This window comes from Neobacillus sp. 204, from assembly GCF_046562815.1.
GTDB lineage: Bacteria > Bacillota > Bacilli > Bacillales > Cytobacillaceae > Neobacillus.
Map to the genome: position 1 here is coordinate 247,996 of NZ_JBJORY010000007.1, position 15,783 is coordinate 263,778.

The 15,783-nt window shown below is 39.0% G+C and carries 13 protein-coding genes; 4 read left to right on the forward strand and 9 right to left on the reverse strand.

From position 1 onward, the window contains the following. Window positions 1-110 precede the first annotated feature (110 nt). Window positions 111-1,790: an Ig-like domain-containing protein gene (locus ACJ004_RS16410; RefSeq protein WP_410894193.1), complete on the forward strand. Its 1,680-nt coding sequence runs from the start codon at window positions 111-113 to the stop codon at window positions 1,788-1,790. 319 nt (window positions 1,791-2,109) lie between these two features. Here ACJ004_RS16410 and ACJ004_RS16415 read toward each other — a convergent pair whose 3' ends face one another. Then, a complete protein-coding gene (locus tag ACJ004_RS16415; RefSeq protein WP_410894194.1) occupies window positions 2,110-2,892 on the reverse strand; it encodes a hypothetical protein in 783 nt (260 codons plus the stop codon). 302 nt (window positions 2,893-3,194) lie between these two features. On the opposite strand from ACJ004_RS16415, the gene ACJ004_RS16420 reads away from it, so the two are divergent. Together ACJ004_RS16420 and ACJ004_RS16425 are read left to right on the forward strand one after the other, a co-directional pair. Continuing rightward, the gene (locus ACJ004_RS16420; protein ID WP_410894195.1) at window positions 3,195-4,073 is read left to right on the forward strand and encodes a methyl-accepting chemotaxis protein; all 879 of its coding nucleotides are present in this window, start codon (window positions 3,195-3,197) and stop codon (window positions 4,071-4,073) included. Between the two features lie 557 nt (window positions 4,074-4,630). Beyond that, window positions 4,631-4,825, forward strand: a complete 195-nt coding sequence (locus ACJ004_RS16425; protein ID WP_410894196.1) for a Spo0E family sporulation regulatory protein-aspartic acid phosphatase — start codon at window positions 4,631-4,633, stop codon at window positions 4,823-4,825. A gap of 118 nt (window positions 4,826-4,943) precedes the next feature. On the opposite strand, the gene ACJ004_RS16430 is transcribed toward ACJ004_RS16425, so the two are convergent. Together ACJ004_RS16430 and ACJ004_RS16435 are read right to left on the reverse strand one after the other, a co-directional pair. Beyond that, window positions 4,944-5,741, reverse strand: coding sequence for an EcsC family protein (locus ACJ004_RS16430; protein WP_410894197.1), 798 nt, complete (start codon window positions 5,739-5,741; stop codon window positions 4,944-4,946). Between the two features lie 466 nt (window positions 5,742-6,207). Beyond that, complete coding sequence (locus tag ACJ004_RS16435; protein ID WP_410894198.1) at window positions 6,208-6,732, reverse strand: type 1 glutamine amidotransferase domain-containing protein; 525 nt, start codon at window positions 6,730-6,732, stop codon at window positions 6,208-6,210. A gap of 366 nt (window positions 6,733-7,098) precedes the next feature. Between ACJ004_RS16435 and tagU the strand changes: the two genes are divergently transcribed. Next, window positions 7,099-8,034 (forward strand): polyisoprenyl-teichoic acid--peptidoglycan teichoic acid transferase TagU, encoded by a 936-nt coding sequence (tagU, locus tag ACJ004_RS16440; RefSeq protein WP_410894199.1) that lies wholly within the window; start codon window positions 7,099-7,101, stop codon window positions 8,032-8,034. An 84-nt stretch (window positions 8,035-8,118) separates the two neighbouring features. Here tagU and ACJ004_RS16445 read toward each other — a convergent pair whose 3' ends face one another. The 6 genes from ACJ004_RS16445 to uxuA all read right to left on the reverse strand — a co-directional run bounded on the left by ACJ004_RS16445 (window position 8,119) and on the right by uxuA (window position 15,738). Then, complete coding sequence (locus ACJ004_RS16445; protein ID WP_410894201.1) at window positions 8,119-9,114, reverse strand: sugar kinase; 996 nt, start codon at window positions 9,112-9,114, stop codon at window positions 8,119-8,121. Then, window positions 9,107-9,754, reverse strand: coding sequence for a bifunctional 4-hydroxy-2-oxoglutarate aldolase/2-dehydro-3-deoxy-phosphogluconate aldolase (locus tag ACJ004_RS16450; protein ID WP_410894203.1), 648 nt, complete (start codon window positions 9,752-9,754; stop codon window positions 9,107-9,109). Before ACJ004_RS16450 ends, ACJ004_RS16445 begins: the two co-directional genes overlap by 8 nt. A gap of 126 nt (window positions 9,755-9,880) precedes the next feature. Then, window positions 9,881-11,506, reverse strand: coding sequence for a mannitol dehydrogenase family protein (locus ACJ004_RS16455; RefSeq protein ID WP_410894205.1), 1,626 nt, complete (start codon window positions 11,504-11,506; stop codon window positions 9,881-9,883). Between the two features lie 23 nt (window positions 11,507-11,529). Further along, the gene (uxaC, locus tag ACJ004_RS16460; RefSeq protein WP_410894206.1) at window positions 11,530-12,963 is read right to left on the reverse strand and encodes a glucuronate isomerase; all 1,434 of its coding nucleotides are present in this window, start codon (window positions 12,961-12,963) and stop codon (window positions 11,530-11,532) included. 17 nt (window positions 12,964-12,980) lie between these two features. Beyond that, window positions 12,981-14,516: an MFS transporter gene (locus ACJ004_RS16465; protein WP_410894207.1), complete on the reverse strand. Its 1,536-nt coding sequence runs from the start codon at window positions 14,514-14,516 to the stop codon at window positions 12,981-12,983. 118 nt (window positions 14,517-14,634) lie between these two features. Continuing rightward, the gene (gene uxuA, locus ACJ004_RS16470; RefSeq protein ID WP_410894208.1) at window positions 14,635-15,738 is read right to left on the reverse strand and encodes a mannonate dehydratase; all 1,104 of its coding nucleotides are present in this window, start codon (window positions 15,736-15,738) and stop codon (window positions 14,635-14,637) included. Between the last annotated feature and the right edge of the window lie 45 nt (window positions 15,739-15,783).

Genomic DNA, 15,783 nt, shown 5'->3' on the forward strand with positions numbered 1-15,783 from the left:
TTTCGGCCTCGTTTCGACAATCCTTCCTTTTTTACCCTATTTTTTCCTTTCTTCCTTTTATTCTTTAAAGTATAATAATCAAAGAATATGAATCTTGGAGGAATTTATTAGTGAAAACACCGTTTCGTAAACGAACCCTCAATTTACTCATGGCGAGTACCATCGCCCTTACACCCTTTGCGGCTAACCTTACGTTTGCTCCAAATGCGGTTCATGCAACAGGGATTGCAGATTTCACCGCAGTAGCACAGGATGAAATCTATAAAAATCTTACTGCTTCCGATATTGCTGATATTAACGTTGCTTATAACAATATCTCGAAAGCAAACTTCACTACAATTCTTGGACCAAATTTAATTAAAAAAATCGATGCCCAAACATCAAATGGAACAGCTGTTATTCTAGCTAAAGATATTGCAAAACTTCTATATCAAACCAATTCTACTAATCTCTCTAAAGAATTAGAAACATTCAAAAGTGCTCATTCCAAAATTTTTGCCGGAAAGCTATCATCTGATGATTTGATTTCAATATTAAATGCATTTGAGGATAACCTAAAAGTTGAAATAATTAACTCCTATGTAAACGGGGGATATACATACTTTGATCAACTTGTAACAGCTGCAATTAATGATACTCAAAATGAATTCAGCAATTTTGATGGCCTCTATCAAGAGTTAGGAATCTCAGTGACTGAATTCCTTACAATGAAAACAAATTTAGAAAAAGCTATTGACCCAACGAAAATGGCATCTGCGGCTTTTTCATCAGGGTTGATTCGAGGCGAAGGCGGAAATATATATGGTGCTAGCACATATACAATAGGAACTACTGCACCTGCATACAGCTTTAAAGCACCATTTATGAATGAGAGTTTAGATCTTACTCATGATGTAGTTTGGAAAACGAATAACTCATCCATCGCTACCTTCACAGGCAATAAGCTAATTGCCAAAAAAGCGGGAAAAGTAAAAGTAGTTGCTTACTATTTGAACCAACCAATTATCACCAAAGACATCACGATTAACCCGGATATTGTTGCACCGGCAATTCCAACTGTATATCCAGTGGACAATAATGATACTGCAATTAAAGGTAAAGCGGAAGCTAACTCAACAATTACAGTCAAAAATGGAAGTACAACCGTTGCTAGCGGTAAAACGGCTTCCAACGGTACGTTCAGTATTTCCATGAAGGCTCAAAAAGCTGGTTCAACTCTTTATGTAACAGCTAAAGATTCCGCTGGTAATGTAAGTAAAGCAAGATCAATCAAAGTTCTTGATAAGACCGCTCCAGCAACACCAACTGTTTATTCCGTTGACAATAATGATAAAACTATCAAAGGTAAAGCAGAAGCTTATTCCTACATTACAATCAAAGACGGCAAGACAACCGTAGCAACAGGTAAAGCATCTTCTAAAGGTACATTCAGCATTTCAATTAAAAAAGCTCAAAAAGCTGGTTCAACCCTTATTGTAACAGCTAAGGATGCTGCTGGTAATGTAAGTTATGGAAAATCAACTAAAGTACTTGATAAGATCGCTCCAGCGAAACCAAGAGTATATTATGTTCATTCAAATGATAAAGTAGTCAGAGGGACAGCAGAAGCTAATTCCTACATTACAATCAAAAAAGGTTCAAAAGTAATTGCAACTGGTAAGACTTCCTCTAAAGGAAAATTCAGTGTGAAAATCAAGGCCCAAAAGAAAGGTACAGTATTGGCCATTACAGCAAAAGATAAATCTAATAACGTTAGCAGCAGTAGGGTAATAACAGTACTAGGAAGATAAATATCTTTTTAATAAAGGCTATTTTCGCATAGATTGTTGCTTTTCGTATAAGTTCATCAACCCGAATAACTATTTGCTTCGTGGCATCTTTTCGTAAGAACTTTTGCGAAAATTGCCTAGAAACCTAGTAAATGACCTTTATAATTCTCCAACAGCAACAAAGTTTACGAAAAGAGCCTTAATAAATAAACACAAACAGTGCCTGATACCGTTTGTGTTTATTTTTTTGTGTTTAGCTTTATTCTTCAGTTTTTGCATAAAAAAACCTCCTGGCTTGAGGAGGTTTGCATGGTACAACTAGTGATAGGACTATTACAGTCTATTGCCTTTTACTTATGTTAATAGCAGCATATACCTTCAGGGCATTGTATTCTTCTGTTGAAAGTCTACCCAGAACTGTATTTTTAATCTCTTCCTTCTCTTGTGCAGTAACCCCGCCTTGTGCCTTTTTGGCTAATACACTAAGCTCACCCATGGAAAACTTTGATAATAAAAATTTCATGACCTCTTGATTGGAACTGAACTGTAATCCAGGCTCTACTTTTTCCTCAGAAGGTTGCTTCACATTCGATGTATCCTTACTCTTATCTTCCGAGGTTGCTCTGTTCTGATCTTTATTCGAAACTGGACTTGTTGCGGCCGTTTCCTTATCTTTATTTGAATCTGCATTTTCCGTTTCTTTACCGGATTCATTATTAGTTACTGATTGAGTATCCTGTCCATTATTTTCCTTAATAGTAGAATCCGATGATAGATTATTCAGCAGCTCACTTTTTTGATCTGAACCTAATTCTTTTGCAACGATTTGCTGTACACTAGGATCCTTTAAAAGGTTATCATAATCTTCCTTCGTCATTTGACTCGCAAGTTCGTTCACCATTTTTTCCGAAGCTAGGCTCATCCCAATCTTGTAGCCAGCTAAGCCTAGGGCAAGAACTAATAAAACCGGAATCCCAAATTTGATTCGTTTCATTTTCCAAAAAGGTCTTACCATTATGCGATGCTCATCACCCTTCTTTTTATAATAAGTTCCCTTTTCATCTTTAAAATAGTGAATATTGAAAAGAACCAGTGGTGTTTTTATTTCTTTCATATTTGGCATCTTCTGTAACTCCCTTTTCATTACAATTACGTTATGTATACCTTTATTGCCCAGCAAATGAGGCATCATACTACACACCTTAATTTATCAATCTATTTTATCATTTCCTCTCTTTCAAAAAAACACAATTTTTGACAAAATTTATGTTTTTCTACATCAAAACCCACTTTTATTACTAGTTGGAAAGTACCGGGTAAAATTAATTATATTTTATAAAATTATTTTTTAAATAGTCTGTAACCTTATGTGAAAAATGTTATATTTATTATACTTACATCATAAAACCAAACGGAGGAATTATTTTGGATCGGTTACAGCAATTGCTAAATAACTTGGAAATCATACAATCTACCCATGCTGAAGATGCATGTATCGTTTTAGCAGATACAGATAAGGTTATAGGATATCTTCCTGGTAAAACAATAGATTTAAAAATTCCTATTGGTGCTCCTGCTGATCATTTCAAAGGAACGGTCACACACAACGCTTTGCTTACTGGTAAGCCACAAAAGGAAGAACGAGGAACAGAATCCTTTGGAGTAGCATACATTTCAACGGCAACGCCAATTATCGAGAACGACGAAGTAATCGGGGTTATTTCAACGATTGTTTCTAATAATAAAGTAGATATTTTGCGCAAAGGTGCTCATAAACTAACTGGGGTAAGTGGAGAACTAGCTGCATCATCCGAAGACGTCACAAAAGTAAGCGAACGCATTGCTATAGAACTTAAAAATCTTAATGCGGAAACTAGTTTACTTCGGGATGAAATTAAAAAAATCGAGGAAATTCTTGGGTTATTAAAGAAAACGTCGGTTAGATCCCGGATTCTGGGTTTAAATGCCTCCATAGAAGCGGTTCGTTCCGGAGAGCATGGAAAAGGGTTTGCTGTAGTAGCGAAGGAAATTGAGAAAATGGCTGAAAATAATCGGGAAACCGTAGAAGGGGTAGAACCACAATTAAAGGGAATGGTGGCGAACCTTGAAAAAATCATCACCACCATTCAACATATTGCTTCCGATTCCCAGGAACAGTCACTAAAGATGGAAGACTTCCATCAATCATTCGAACAAATCGTAACCACGGCTTCAGAATTGAGCCAACAAGCGAATCTTATCTACATGTTCAAACAATATGATTGCATCCTATCAAGGATGCTTTTTTTTGAGGTATTTTATTAGTTCAGATGGAGACACATAAATAGTCCATCATAAACTATCTACCTCGGAGCCTACTATTTATTAGCCGTTGCTGAAAATCTCTATTAAAACTTAATAAAATATAAACGGTTTATTCATAGTTTGTTCATGATTAAACGGTAAGATAAATACATGAAGAGGACAGCATTTACCTTTCTCTTTTTCCTAAACCCCCTTTAATATATTTTGTTTAGATCCGGCAATCGGCCGGATTCTTTTTTTGATAAAAATTATTTGAAATTTTAAAATATTTTTATTTTTCATTTTGATGTTATTACAATATAATTTGTCGAAATATAGGAGATGTTTATTTTCAAGCAGTTAGAAATCTCATGTTGAATAGATATGGTATACCAATATTATTTACCTTTTTTCTAATATTTTTACTTTTTTTTTCGTTGTTCACATGCAAATTCGACTATGTTACTATCATAATGGTATTGGAATTGTGTTATCAATAGAAGACGAAAAAAGACAGGAATCAAGTCATCATGCCTTCCAAACCAATGGCAGTAAAAAATTTATTTTTGAGGTGTATGATGAAAACAATCGAAGCTACTCAAATGGAAAACATGGAACTTTTACTAGAAATCGTTAATCTTAAAACGAAACTACACGAAATATATAAGCAGGTCGGACCTAGCAGTTCCGAATACATCAACCTTTCCATAAAACTTAATTCACTTATGCATAACTACTTTGAGGAAAAAACTGAAACTCTAGTTAGAATCTAATATCGCTGTTTTGATTGCTGAATAGAGTTAGTGGTCGGGTCCATTGGATTCGGCCTTTTTTCTGTTTAGTTTTAAAGGGGAAGTCCAAAATGCTGCCCCTTTTCTAAAGAAACTTGCCCTATTTTGTTTGCAATCTCTCAAGAATTCTTCTTTTCCGGTACAGCATAATTCCCGTCTCAGCAAGGTCATTAATCATGGTTCTATTTGTAAATGCACCGAAGATCATCCCCGCAACAGGTACCATCTGAAACAGCTTCTTCCATCCAAACTGGTCTCTGTATGTATAAACAACCTCGCGCCAGCCTTGCAGCTGCGACATCATTTCACTAGAACCACTCCCTTGTTGATAATAGCTGGAAAGCTCATTGAGAATTGCTCGCTTGCCAACGATATCAGCAGATGAAAACTGCAGGCATTTAATCATAAAAACGCGTTCGCTTTTTTCGTTTGGATCAAACCCATGGATGATGGCAATTTCCTGTAGTGTTTTTAATGAAATGCCCATTAATGCTGGAACATCGAGTGCAAGAGTAAAAATCCCGCCGATTCCTGTGCTCGCTCCTTGAATCGTCGCAAACTTCTTCCATTGTCCGGTTAGCTCCTGGCTTAACTTATCCATTGCAGTTAACGGGATATCCTCGATATCAGATACCTGGTTGATTTGCTTGCCTGTCTCTTTTTCAATTTTATCAAATAGATTTTGTTCTTTAATTAAATAGCTACCGCCATTTTGAATATAGGAACCGATTTCTTCCAGTAGTTTACCTACTTGGTTGTGGATGAATTGCGGCGTAATTTTATCGAGAATTTTAAAGGGCAGCCGTCCAAGGCGATCCCAAATCCAAAGATCACTCTGTCCATTTTCCCACTTCTCAATAACAGCTAACTCTTTCAATAAATCATCTCGTGTTTCCATGTATGGTGAGTCACCCTCGTTCGTTTATTAAAGAATACATACGTATGATCTGGGGAAAAGTTTCATAGTGGTGGATTGAAGGTCGTGGCGGAACATCGTTTTACTATCTTTCCTTTCATAGAACCCAATCATTCTTTAAAAAATTAAGTTGAGGTAGGGATTGTGACCGTTTCCTCTCAAAAATCATACGGATGGGAACGATTAGAGGTTATTTGTGTCCGGTCTCTCCAAAAAATGATGCTGACCGTCACAAATAAAGATTATATTTACCAAAAAAATTGTTGCTGTTGGTCACGAATAGCTCCTCCATTGCTAAACGAAAAAAAGACAGCGAACAATTGATCGCCATCTTCTTTTCCATGTTATCACATTAAGTTTTTGTTTAGCTGGGGACTGCCCCGAGAGACTATTGACGACCGTCCCGCCCTTTTTTACCTGGGTTCGGGCGTCTATATATAGTCAAAGACTATTTCTTTTCTAATACATTGATAAATTCCCGTAGGTAGTCAGGTAGATCCGGCGGACGGCGGCTGGAGACAAGGTGGCCGTCAACAACCACAGGTTCGTCATACCAAATAGCGCCTGCATTTTCCATATCATCTTTAATCCCCGGGGTACTTGTTACTTTTTTGCCATCAAGAATTTTGGCAGATATCAGGACCCAGCCAGCGTGGCAAATTTGTCCGATTGGCTTTCCAGCGGTATTCATCTGCTGCAATAGCGACAGGACTTCTGGAAAGCGCCGAATTTTATCTGGAGCCCATCCTCCAGGAACTAAGATTGCATCATAATCTTCCGCGCAAATCTCGCCATAGGCAAATTCGGAAGCAGCCGGTACGCCGTACTTCCCAATATACTTTTCATTCGCTTTTTCACCAGCAAGATGAACGACGGCCCCCTCTTCCTGAAGTCTGAGGATTGGGTACCACAGCTCTAAATCTTCAAAATCATGGTGCACAAGACTAAGTACTTTTTTCCCTTCTAATCGCATCGATTTATGCTCCTTTCAAATGATGTTGTTAGTAATACTGTAAACCTTTTTTGATCTAAAAAACCAGTTTGCTAAAGATTTCCTCCATTGAGATGTATCATATTGATCGTATATAATCAATGAATCTTGCTTGGTATACATAAGATAATGTACGATCAACAGAAATTCATAAGCATCGTTATTACTTTTAATCTAGTCATAATCAACCATAATACTGCGACTTAATTCGTTCTTAAGCACATTTTTTCAACCCTAATCCATAGGAGTTCCGACACATTTTGACAATTACGGCGAAAGATGGACGACTTTCAATTACTTTTATCGTATGATATGAACAACTGATTCCTATAGTTCGGAGGTTTATGAATGCGATTAAAAAAAAGAAAACGACGACTTAGAAAATGGGTAAAGGTTACCGGCACAATCCTTCTAATCATATTAATTGGCAGTGGAGTATACGGGTCCATTGTATATAACTCTCTTAAAAGTGCGGTTGCTGCGATGCATCAACCGATGGAACGAAAACACTCTGAAAAACGCGAGGTGCCTGTATCACTCAAGGAAAAAGATCCTTTTTCCGTGTTAATGCTTGGTGTTGACGAGCGAGAAGGAGACTCGGGCCGCTCTGATACAATGATTGTATTAACGGTTAATCCCAACAATAATTCCGTAAAAATGCTTAGTATTCCACGTGATACTCGAACGGAAATTATTGGAAAAGGAACACAGGACAAGATTAACCATGCCTATGCCTTTGGCGGTATTCCAATGTCCATAGATACAGTTGAAAACTTTCTTGACATACCAATTGACTATTATATTGAGGTTAATATGAAAGGATTCACCGATATGGTCGATGCGGTTGGCGGCGTAAAGGTGAAGAATGACTTAGATTTCACCCAAGATGGATACCATTTTGCAAAAGGGGAATTGACTCTTAACGGTAAAAAGGCTTTAAGCTATACAAGAATGAGAAAACAAGACCCTAGAGGCGACTTTGGCCGCCAAACTAGACAACGTCAAATAATTGAAGGTGTGCTCAAAGAAGGGGCTAGTTTATCAAGTCTAACCAAGTTCTCCGATATTTTTACCGTGCTAGGTAAAAATGTAAAAACGAACCTTACTTTCGATCAAATGGTAGGTATTCAAAAAGGATATAAACATGTAGGAACATCTATTGAGCAAATGGAGTTAAAAGAAGAAGGGACAAGGATTGATAACATCTATTACGGGTTGATTTCAACAGAAGAAAAACAAAGGGTCCAAAACGAATTAAAGTCTCAACTAGAAATAATAGAGTAAAAACGAAAGCTGAATAGAGAGAATCTCCATTCAGCTTTTCTCCTATCTATTTCTCTCAAAGAATTAGATCCTTCCTTGGGTTCTTTATCTTGTGATATTACCTAGTCCATTAACTAGAGCATTTAGCTCTTCGAGTGTAGGAATCCCTTCCCAATCGCCTTTAAATTGAGTCGCTAGAGCCCCTAAAATGTTAGCTCTTTCCAGCGCATTCAGCAAGTGTTCAGAGGTAATTTCGTTTTTTTCCTGTTGATACCTTTCCAGAAATACCGATAGAAAACCCGCTGCAAAGGCATCTCCGGCACCAACCGTATCAACCACCTGTGAAACAGTATAGGGCGCAGCTAAGACGGTATCATCCTTCACAAACCCCATCGAACCTTCCGCACCAAGCTTTAAGGCTACAACACTCGGTCCCATCTCTAGAAATTTCTCCCCATACGCTTTGATGTCTAGTTTTCCAAGTAGAAACTCTGCTTCTTCAATGCCTGGTAAAAATACATCACATAACGGGATCAGGGAGAGCAGAGTTTCTCTTGCTTCTTCCTCACTCCAGAGCTTTCTTCGTAAGTTTGGATCAAAGGATATAGTCATTCCTTTTTCCCGTGCCCGCTCCATTGCTTGACGAATGGCTGCTGCTGTATGTTCTCCCAATGCCGGCGTAATGCCTGTTACATGAAGATGTTTCGCACCCAATAACCATTCATCTTGGATATCAGAAGGATGCAACTTACTGGCAGCTGAATTCTTCCGATAATAGTAAACCATCGGGTCGCCAAATCCCTTTAAGTCTTTATAATAAAGAGCGGTTGGTGAATGCTCACATTTAAGAGCATGCGATACGTCCACTCCTTCACCAGCTAGCGTCGAGAGGATAAAGTCACCGAACGGATCCTTGCCCACTTTACTAATCCAGCGTACCTTTTTCCCCATCCTCGTTAAGCCAATGGCTAAATTGGATTCCGCGCCACCAAGAGTTTTTGTAAATAGCGCTTCATATTTAATTCCCTTTTCACTCATCGGCTGGAAGAGGACCATGCTCTCGCCAATCGTGACCACATCCACTTCTCGATTCTTAGGCATGGATCTCAACTCCTTTTGCAAGCTTCGTATATGCCTCAGCGAGCTTAGTGATTTGTTCAAAATCACCCTTTTGAATCAGTCCGTTATCAACAAGATTGCCACCAAGCCCTACAGCCGTGGCACCATATCCTAACACTTCCTTAATATTATCCAAATTAACTCCTCCAGTTGCCACCATTGGAATATGGGAAAGCGGGGCACGGAGATCCTTAATGTATTTCACACCTAAAGACCCAATCGGGAACACTTTTACCGCAGTGGCGCCAAGGGTGTAGGCCCGGACAATCTCGGATGGAGTCATTGTGCCTGGCCATACTTCAACACCTTGTTCTAACCCATAGGTCAACACTTCTTCGTCCAAATTCGGAGAAATGAGATATTCTGAACCTGCTGCAATTGCCTCTTTAGCCATCTTAAGGTTCAAAACGGTCCCTGCCCCAACACGTAATCGGCCGCCAAATTTACCCCTCAACTCATCGATCATAGTCAAGGCACCCTCAGTATTAAGGGTAACCTCAAGAAAGGATACCCCACCAGCCTCAAGGGCCTTCGATGTCAGCTCTCCACTGCCTTTTGGAATTCCTCGAACAATCGCAATGATTTTTTCTTTTGCCAAGTTTGTTAATAATTCTGTCGTCATTAGTACACCCCATCTATTTAATGAATGAATAAGGGACCAGTCCAGGTCCCTTTGAATTTAAAAAAGAAAAAAGAGTGACTCAAAAACTAGTAGCTTCTAAGTCTCTCTGAGTCACCCCTTACAGAATTATAAATGGAATTGATGATGCAATGTCGATCTTACTGCGCCTGGTCCTTTTATCAGCTGCTTGAAGAATTCTTCTACTTTTTCCCCCAAGCCAACTTCATACAAATCAATACCAAAGATTCTTTGGTTTGAGAGTATTGGACGTAAATGGGTTCCGACTGATTCGGGACGGCCAAATTCGATCGTTTGAAGATATTGCTGTAAATCTTCTAAAAGTGGGTCTGGACTAATGTTCATTTTTTCACCCGAATCATTCAAGCCCAACAGATAGCGGCACCAAGCAGCAATCGTTAATGGGATAAATGATAAATCATTGACATCAAGATCTTCTCTTTGGACATACAATTTAATGGTTTCCCCAAAGCGAATTCCTAGTTTCTGCGACGTATCTGACGCAATTCGCTGCGGTGTATCCGGATTATTCGGATTTGGAAAACGTACTTCAATGACTTCTTTAATAAACGCCATTGGGTCAATAATTCCAGGATCGGTGACAACCTTCATCCCTTCGTCGTAGCCGATTTTTTCGACTAATGCCTTCAAATCTTCATCCTTCATTTCATCCGCGATTGAAGTATAATCAAGCAAGCAGCCAAAGATCGCTAAAGCGGTATGAAGGGGATTTAAACAAGTACATACTTTCATTCGTTCGACAAGATCGACCACTTTTTGTTCGGTAAAGTAGACACCTACTTTTTCTAACGACGGTCTTCCATTTGGAAAACGATCCTCAATAACCAGGTATTCAGATTCCTCAGTATTCACAAATGGTGCAACGAGCGACCCATTTTTTCTTTTTGGAATCAATTCGGCACTGCCAAATCCTAAGTCTGTTAACTTTTCTTGTACGGTTACCGAAGGAAGCGGCGTAATTTTATCAATCATACTCCATGGATACGTGATGAATGTTTCATCATTTAAATAATCGATAAATCCTTGCTCCACCGCACCATGTTCCTTCCAAATCGAAGCAACGGTAAGAACGGCTTCTTTCAGCTTGTCCCCATTGTGGGAGAAATTATCTGTACTTACGAGTGCTAAAGGAGCTTTTCCATGTTGATATCTTTCGTGTAAAAGCGTTGCCAGCAAAAGCATGGTATGTTTTTTAGGCTGATCCAGTCCTTGCGCGATTTCTTCGCGGACCGACGCCCGGATTTCTCCATTCATATCCTTTAAGTCATACCCTTTTTCCGTGATCGAAAGGGAAATGAATTGCAGGGATGAATGACTTGCCACCTCTTTTAAACGCTGCCATGAGGATGGACCGTTATAGGTTGCAATACTTTCCGCCACACTTGCGATCACTTCCATATCCAATGAACCATCAGCTTTCATCACGACATCGAGGCTTAGATTATCATAAGGTTGATAGATTTTTTCAATCAAAGCATCATCAGAGGTGGAAGCCACAATAATCCCTTTATTAGTTTCATTCTTCTCGATTAAATGCTGCTGTAAAACAGAATGAAACGCTCTAAATAAATTTCCGCCCCCGAAATGTAACCAGATTGGCTCCTTTTTCGTTTCTTCCCAAACTTCTTCAAAATTAAATGCTGGTGTTTTAATCCCAATCTCTTCAAATTTATCTTTATTGGTTTTTAGCTGGTCTTTTTCTAGTAAAAGCAATGCGGCTCCTCCTTCTTACTTCTTTACACCAACGGCACCTGGGCAGACTTGAGTTGAAAATCAAAATATTCCAGTGCGTTGTTATAGGAGATATCTTGGACCATTTGACCTAACCATTCTAAATCATTTGGGTATTCTCCGTTTTCAACCCAATTACCAACGATATTACACAAGATTCTTCTAAAGTACTCGTGGCGGCTATAGGATAAAAAGCTGCGTGAATCGGTAAGCATGCCGATGAATCTGGATAACAATCCAAGATTACCGAGGATTTTCATTTGAGCGACCATTCCATCAATGTGGTCATTAAACCACCAGGCCGAACCAAACTGTACTTTAGACGGGATCCCGCCTTCTTGGAAATTGCCGGCCATGGCTGCCAATACTTCATTATCTTTCGGATTCAAACCATATAAAATGGTTTTAGGAAGCTGCTGCTCCTGATCAAGCTCATCCAAAAGCAGGGAGAGAGGAACAGCAATAGGCTCATCTCTGAACGAATCAACGCCCACATTCGGACCAATCGCACGGAACAGACGAGTGTTGGCACTTCGCAATGCCCCAATATGGTATTGCATAACCCAGCCATTCTTATGATAGGCCTTACCAAGGCTTACAAGTAACTGTGTTAAAAATTGATGGTTTTCCTTTAATGAAATCGACTCATGGTTCAATGCCTTTTTCACAATGGCATCAAGTTCTTGTTCAGTTGCTTTTTCATAGACAACCGTCTCGATACTGTGATCGGATAATTTACAGCCAATTTCTGCAAAATATTCAATTCGACTCTCTAAGGCATCGACTAATTTTGTGAAATCGGTAATTTCAATTCCAGTTAGCTTACCTAGCTTGCCCACATAATCCGCCCATGGCTGCGTATGTTGAATCGCCATCACGATGTCCGGGCGAAAGGCTGGCAAAACCGTGGTTGAAAAATGGGTATCCTCTTGTAACAACTTATGATAACGCAAATCATCAATCGGGTCGTCGGTTGTCCCGATTAGCGCGACATTTGATTGCTCGATTAAACTTCTTGCTGAGAAATTCGGGCTCTGGATCTTCTCATTACAGGTCTCCCAAATTTCTTTAGCAGTCGCTCCTTTTAAGACGGTATCCACATCAAAATATTGTTTTAACTCCGAATGTGTCCAATGATACAGTGGGTTTCCCATCAATTTTTCGACGGTTTCAGCCCATTTGACAAATTTTTCGTAGTCATCAGCTTCACCAGTAATGTAGTATTCTTCTACTCCATTTGCCCTCATCGCACGCCATTTATAATGGTCACCGCCTAGCCACAGTTCCGTTATATTTTTATATCTTTTATTTTCATAAATTTCACAAGGGTCTAAGTGACAATGATAATCATAAATTGGCATTTTAGCAGCATAGTTATGATAGAGCACTTTTGCTGTGTCAGTTTGAAGTAAGAAATCTTTATCCATGAACGCTTTCATTCCATTCGCCCCTCTTTTTAATTTGCCTTTGCACGAGGATAGCCAGCTGGTGTATTGCCACCCCATAGCTTTTCATATTTATGACCTGTCAGCGCTTCAACCACTTCTTTTGTTTTTGGATCGACATTTTCTTTGCTGCCGTTGTTTTTCAAGCGGTTGACTTCATCGACAAGAATACCATGTGTTTCTTTATTTAATTTAAAGGAAAAGGCAGCAACTAATGCAACAAGTAGAAGTCCAACCACTCCAATAAGCATAATACCTATAATCGTATGAACCGCACTTTCCGGTTGTGTCGTTGCTTTTTGAACAAAGCCTCCACCTTCCAAGACGGCCCCAACCAAGAATGTAGCCAGTGCAACGGAAGATTTTCTAAAGAAGGTCATCACGGAGGCAAAGATCCCTTCGCGACGTTGTTTCGTAATCATTTCATCTACATCCGGAATAAATGGGAATACATTCCAAGGTACGAATTCTAACATACTTCTTCCGATTTGATACACGAATGAAATAATCCCTAAAGTCAGGATCAAGTTACTTGGATGCAGGTAATAAACAGCCCCATATCCAAATACACAAAGAATCATCGTTGAATAAGAAATTTTCGCCAAATTCGCCGGCCCCATTTTGATCATTAAAAATCCATAAACAATGGCACCAGGAAGTCCAATAATACTAAAGGAAAGTAAATTGGCTGCAACTTGGGAAGTACTATTCAATGCATAGACACAGTAGAAAACGAACACAGCGTTAAATGCATCTTTAGCTGTCATCGAGCAAATATAAATTAATAAATGCTTACGGAAACTCTTTACTTTAAAAGTGGAAGCAAAATCAACAAGTGTTTGAGTAATGACCTTTAAATTTTCAGCAAAGCTTTTATGCTCTTTCTTTTGATTTGCAAATTGCTCCATCGCCTCTGGCGATACTTCTCGTTCCCATGTGGAGCGGAAAGAGATAAAGACACAAACCGCAAAGATGACAGCGAAAAGGGCACCGTTAATCAAAAATGCAGTCGGACTATCTTGCCCTAATACACCAAATAATTGACCTGGAATAAATGTGGCTAAAAAAGTACCCGTACCTGAAATAAACATTCGAGCGGTTGATAATTTCGTTCTCTTATTAAAATCAGTTGTCATTTCTGATGGCAGTGTTTCCCAAGGGATTAATACCATGGCCGCGATAATTTCAAATGCTAAGTAAGTGAGCAGGTAATATAAAAAATTCATTTCTGATACCCAAAGTAACACATACACGAGCATTAACGGAGCGCCCAATAGTAAGAAAAATCTACGCCGTCCATATTTTCTCCCCAATTTAAATTTAAAGAAGTTATCTGAAAAGCTTCCCATAAATAAACTGACAACGGCATCCACAATCCGGGCAATCGCAATAATTGATGCACCTTCAACAGGTGTTAAGCCAGCAAACGTCGTAAAGAAGAATAGTAGCCAAGCCCCAATAATGGTAAAGGCTCCGCCGCCCATCATATCGGTTAAACCAAAGCCAATACTCGTTTTTAGCGAAATTTCCTTATTCTTTCTAGGCATTATAACGCCTCCCTATATTTGTGATATTCAACACAGAAACGGTAAAACGCTTTCATTAACGTGATAAGAATGGAAACAAGGAAGATCTTATTCCCATTCTTACATTTACGATAGACTACTAATCTTGAACAGTTTGCAATGTTTTCTTACGTGATTCTTTTTTTAATAATACATTCGTATCCCATGCACCTTGTAAGTACATAGCTCCTAAGGCACGATCGTATAAGCCATAGCCTGGTCTGCATACCTCATCCCAAATATGTCTTCCATGATCGGGGCGAATATAACCATCGAAACCCTTTTCATAGAGGGCATTTACTATACCTGTAATCGGTAAAGAACCATCTTCAACTCGGTGGGACGACTCAATAAAACTGCCATCTTCAAAATGCTTTACATTGCGAATATGGGCAAAAGGAATCCGATCTGCGAAGGAATTGACAATATCCACTAAATCATTAGCTGGATTTCCTCCTAACGAACCAGAACAGAAAGTTAACCCATTGGATGAACTATCTACCGCACTTAATAGACGTTGAATATCTTCCTTGTTTTTTACAATCCTTGGTAAACCAAAGATGGAAAATGGCGGATCATCCGGATGAATGGCCATCTTAATTCCGCATTCTTCCGCAACTGGGCACACTTCTTTCAAGAAATAAGTCAAGTTCTCTAATAAATCCACTTCGGTAATATCCTTATATAGATCAAAGAGATGCTGTAAATCCTTTAATCTTTCAGGTTCCCAACCAGGAAGGGTGAAATCTTTTGTGTTCTCTTCCATATTTTTTACAACCTGTTCCGGTGTTAACGAGCGGACTTTTTGGGCATCGAAGAATAATGCGGTGCTGCCATCCTCCATCTCTTTAAATAAATCCGTGCGGAACCAATCAAATACTGGCATAAAGTTGTAGCAGACGACTTTCACGCCAAATTGGCTTAAATTCTTCAAGGTTTCTTTATACGTCTGGATATATTGGTCTCTTGTTGGCAATCCAAGCTTTATATCTTCGTGAATATTAACACTTTCCACCACTTCGGTATTTAATCCGTACTCATTTGCTTGCTTGACTACTTCTTCGATCTTTTCAACCGGCCAAAGCTCTCCGACAGGCACATCATGCAGTGCCCAGACGACTCCTTTCATTCCAGGAATCTGGCGGATTTGTTTTAACGTAATTGAGTCATTGCCTTCTCCGTACCAACGAAATGTCATTTGCATGTTGTTCTCTCCCTTTGTCAGCGCTTTCTTCCTTTTAAAAAAATA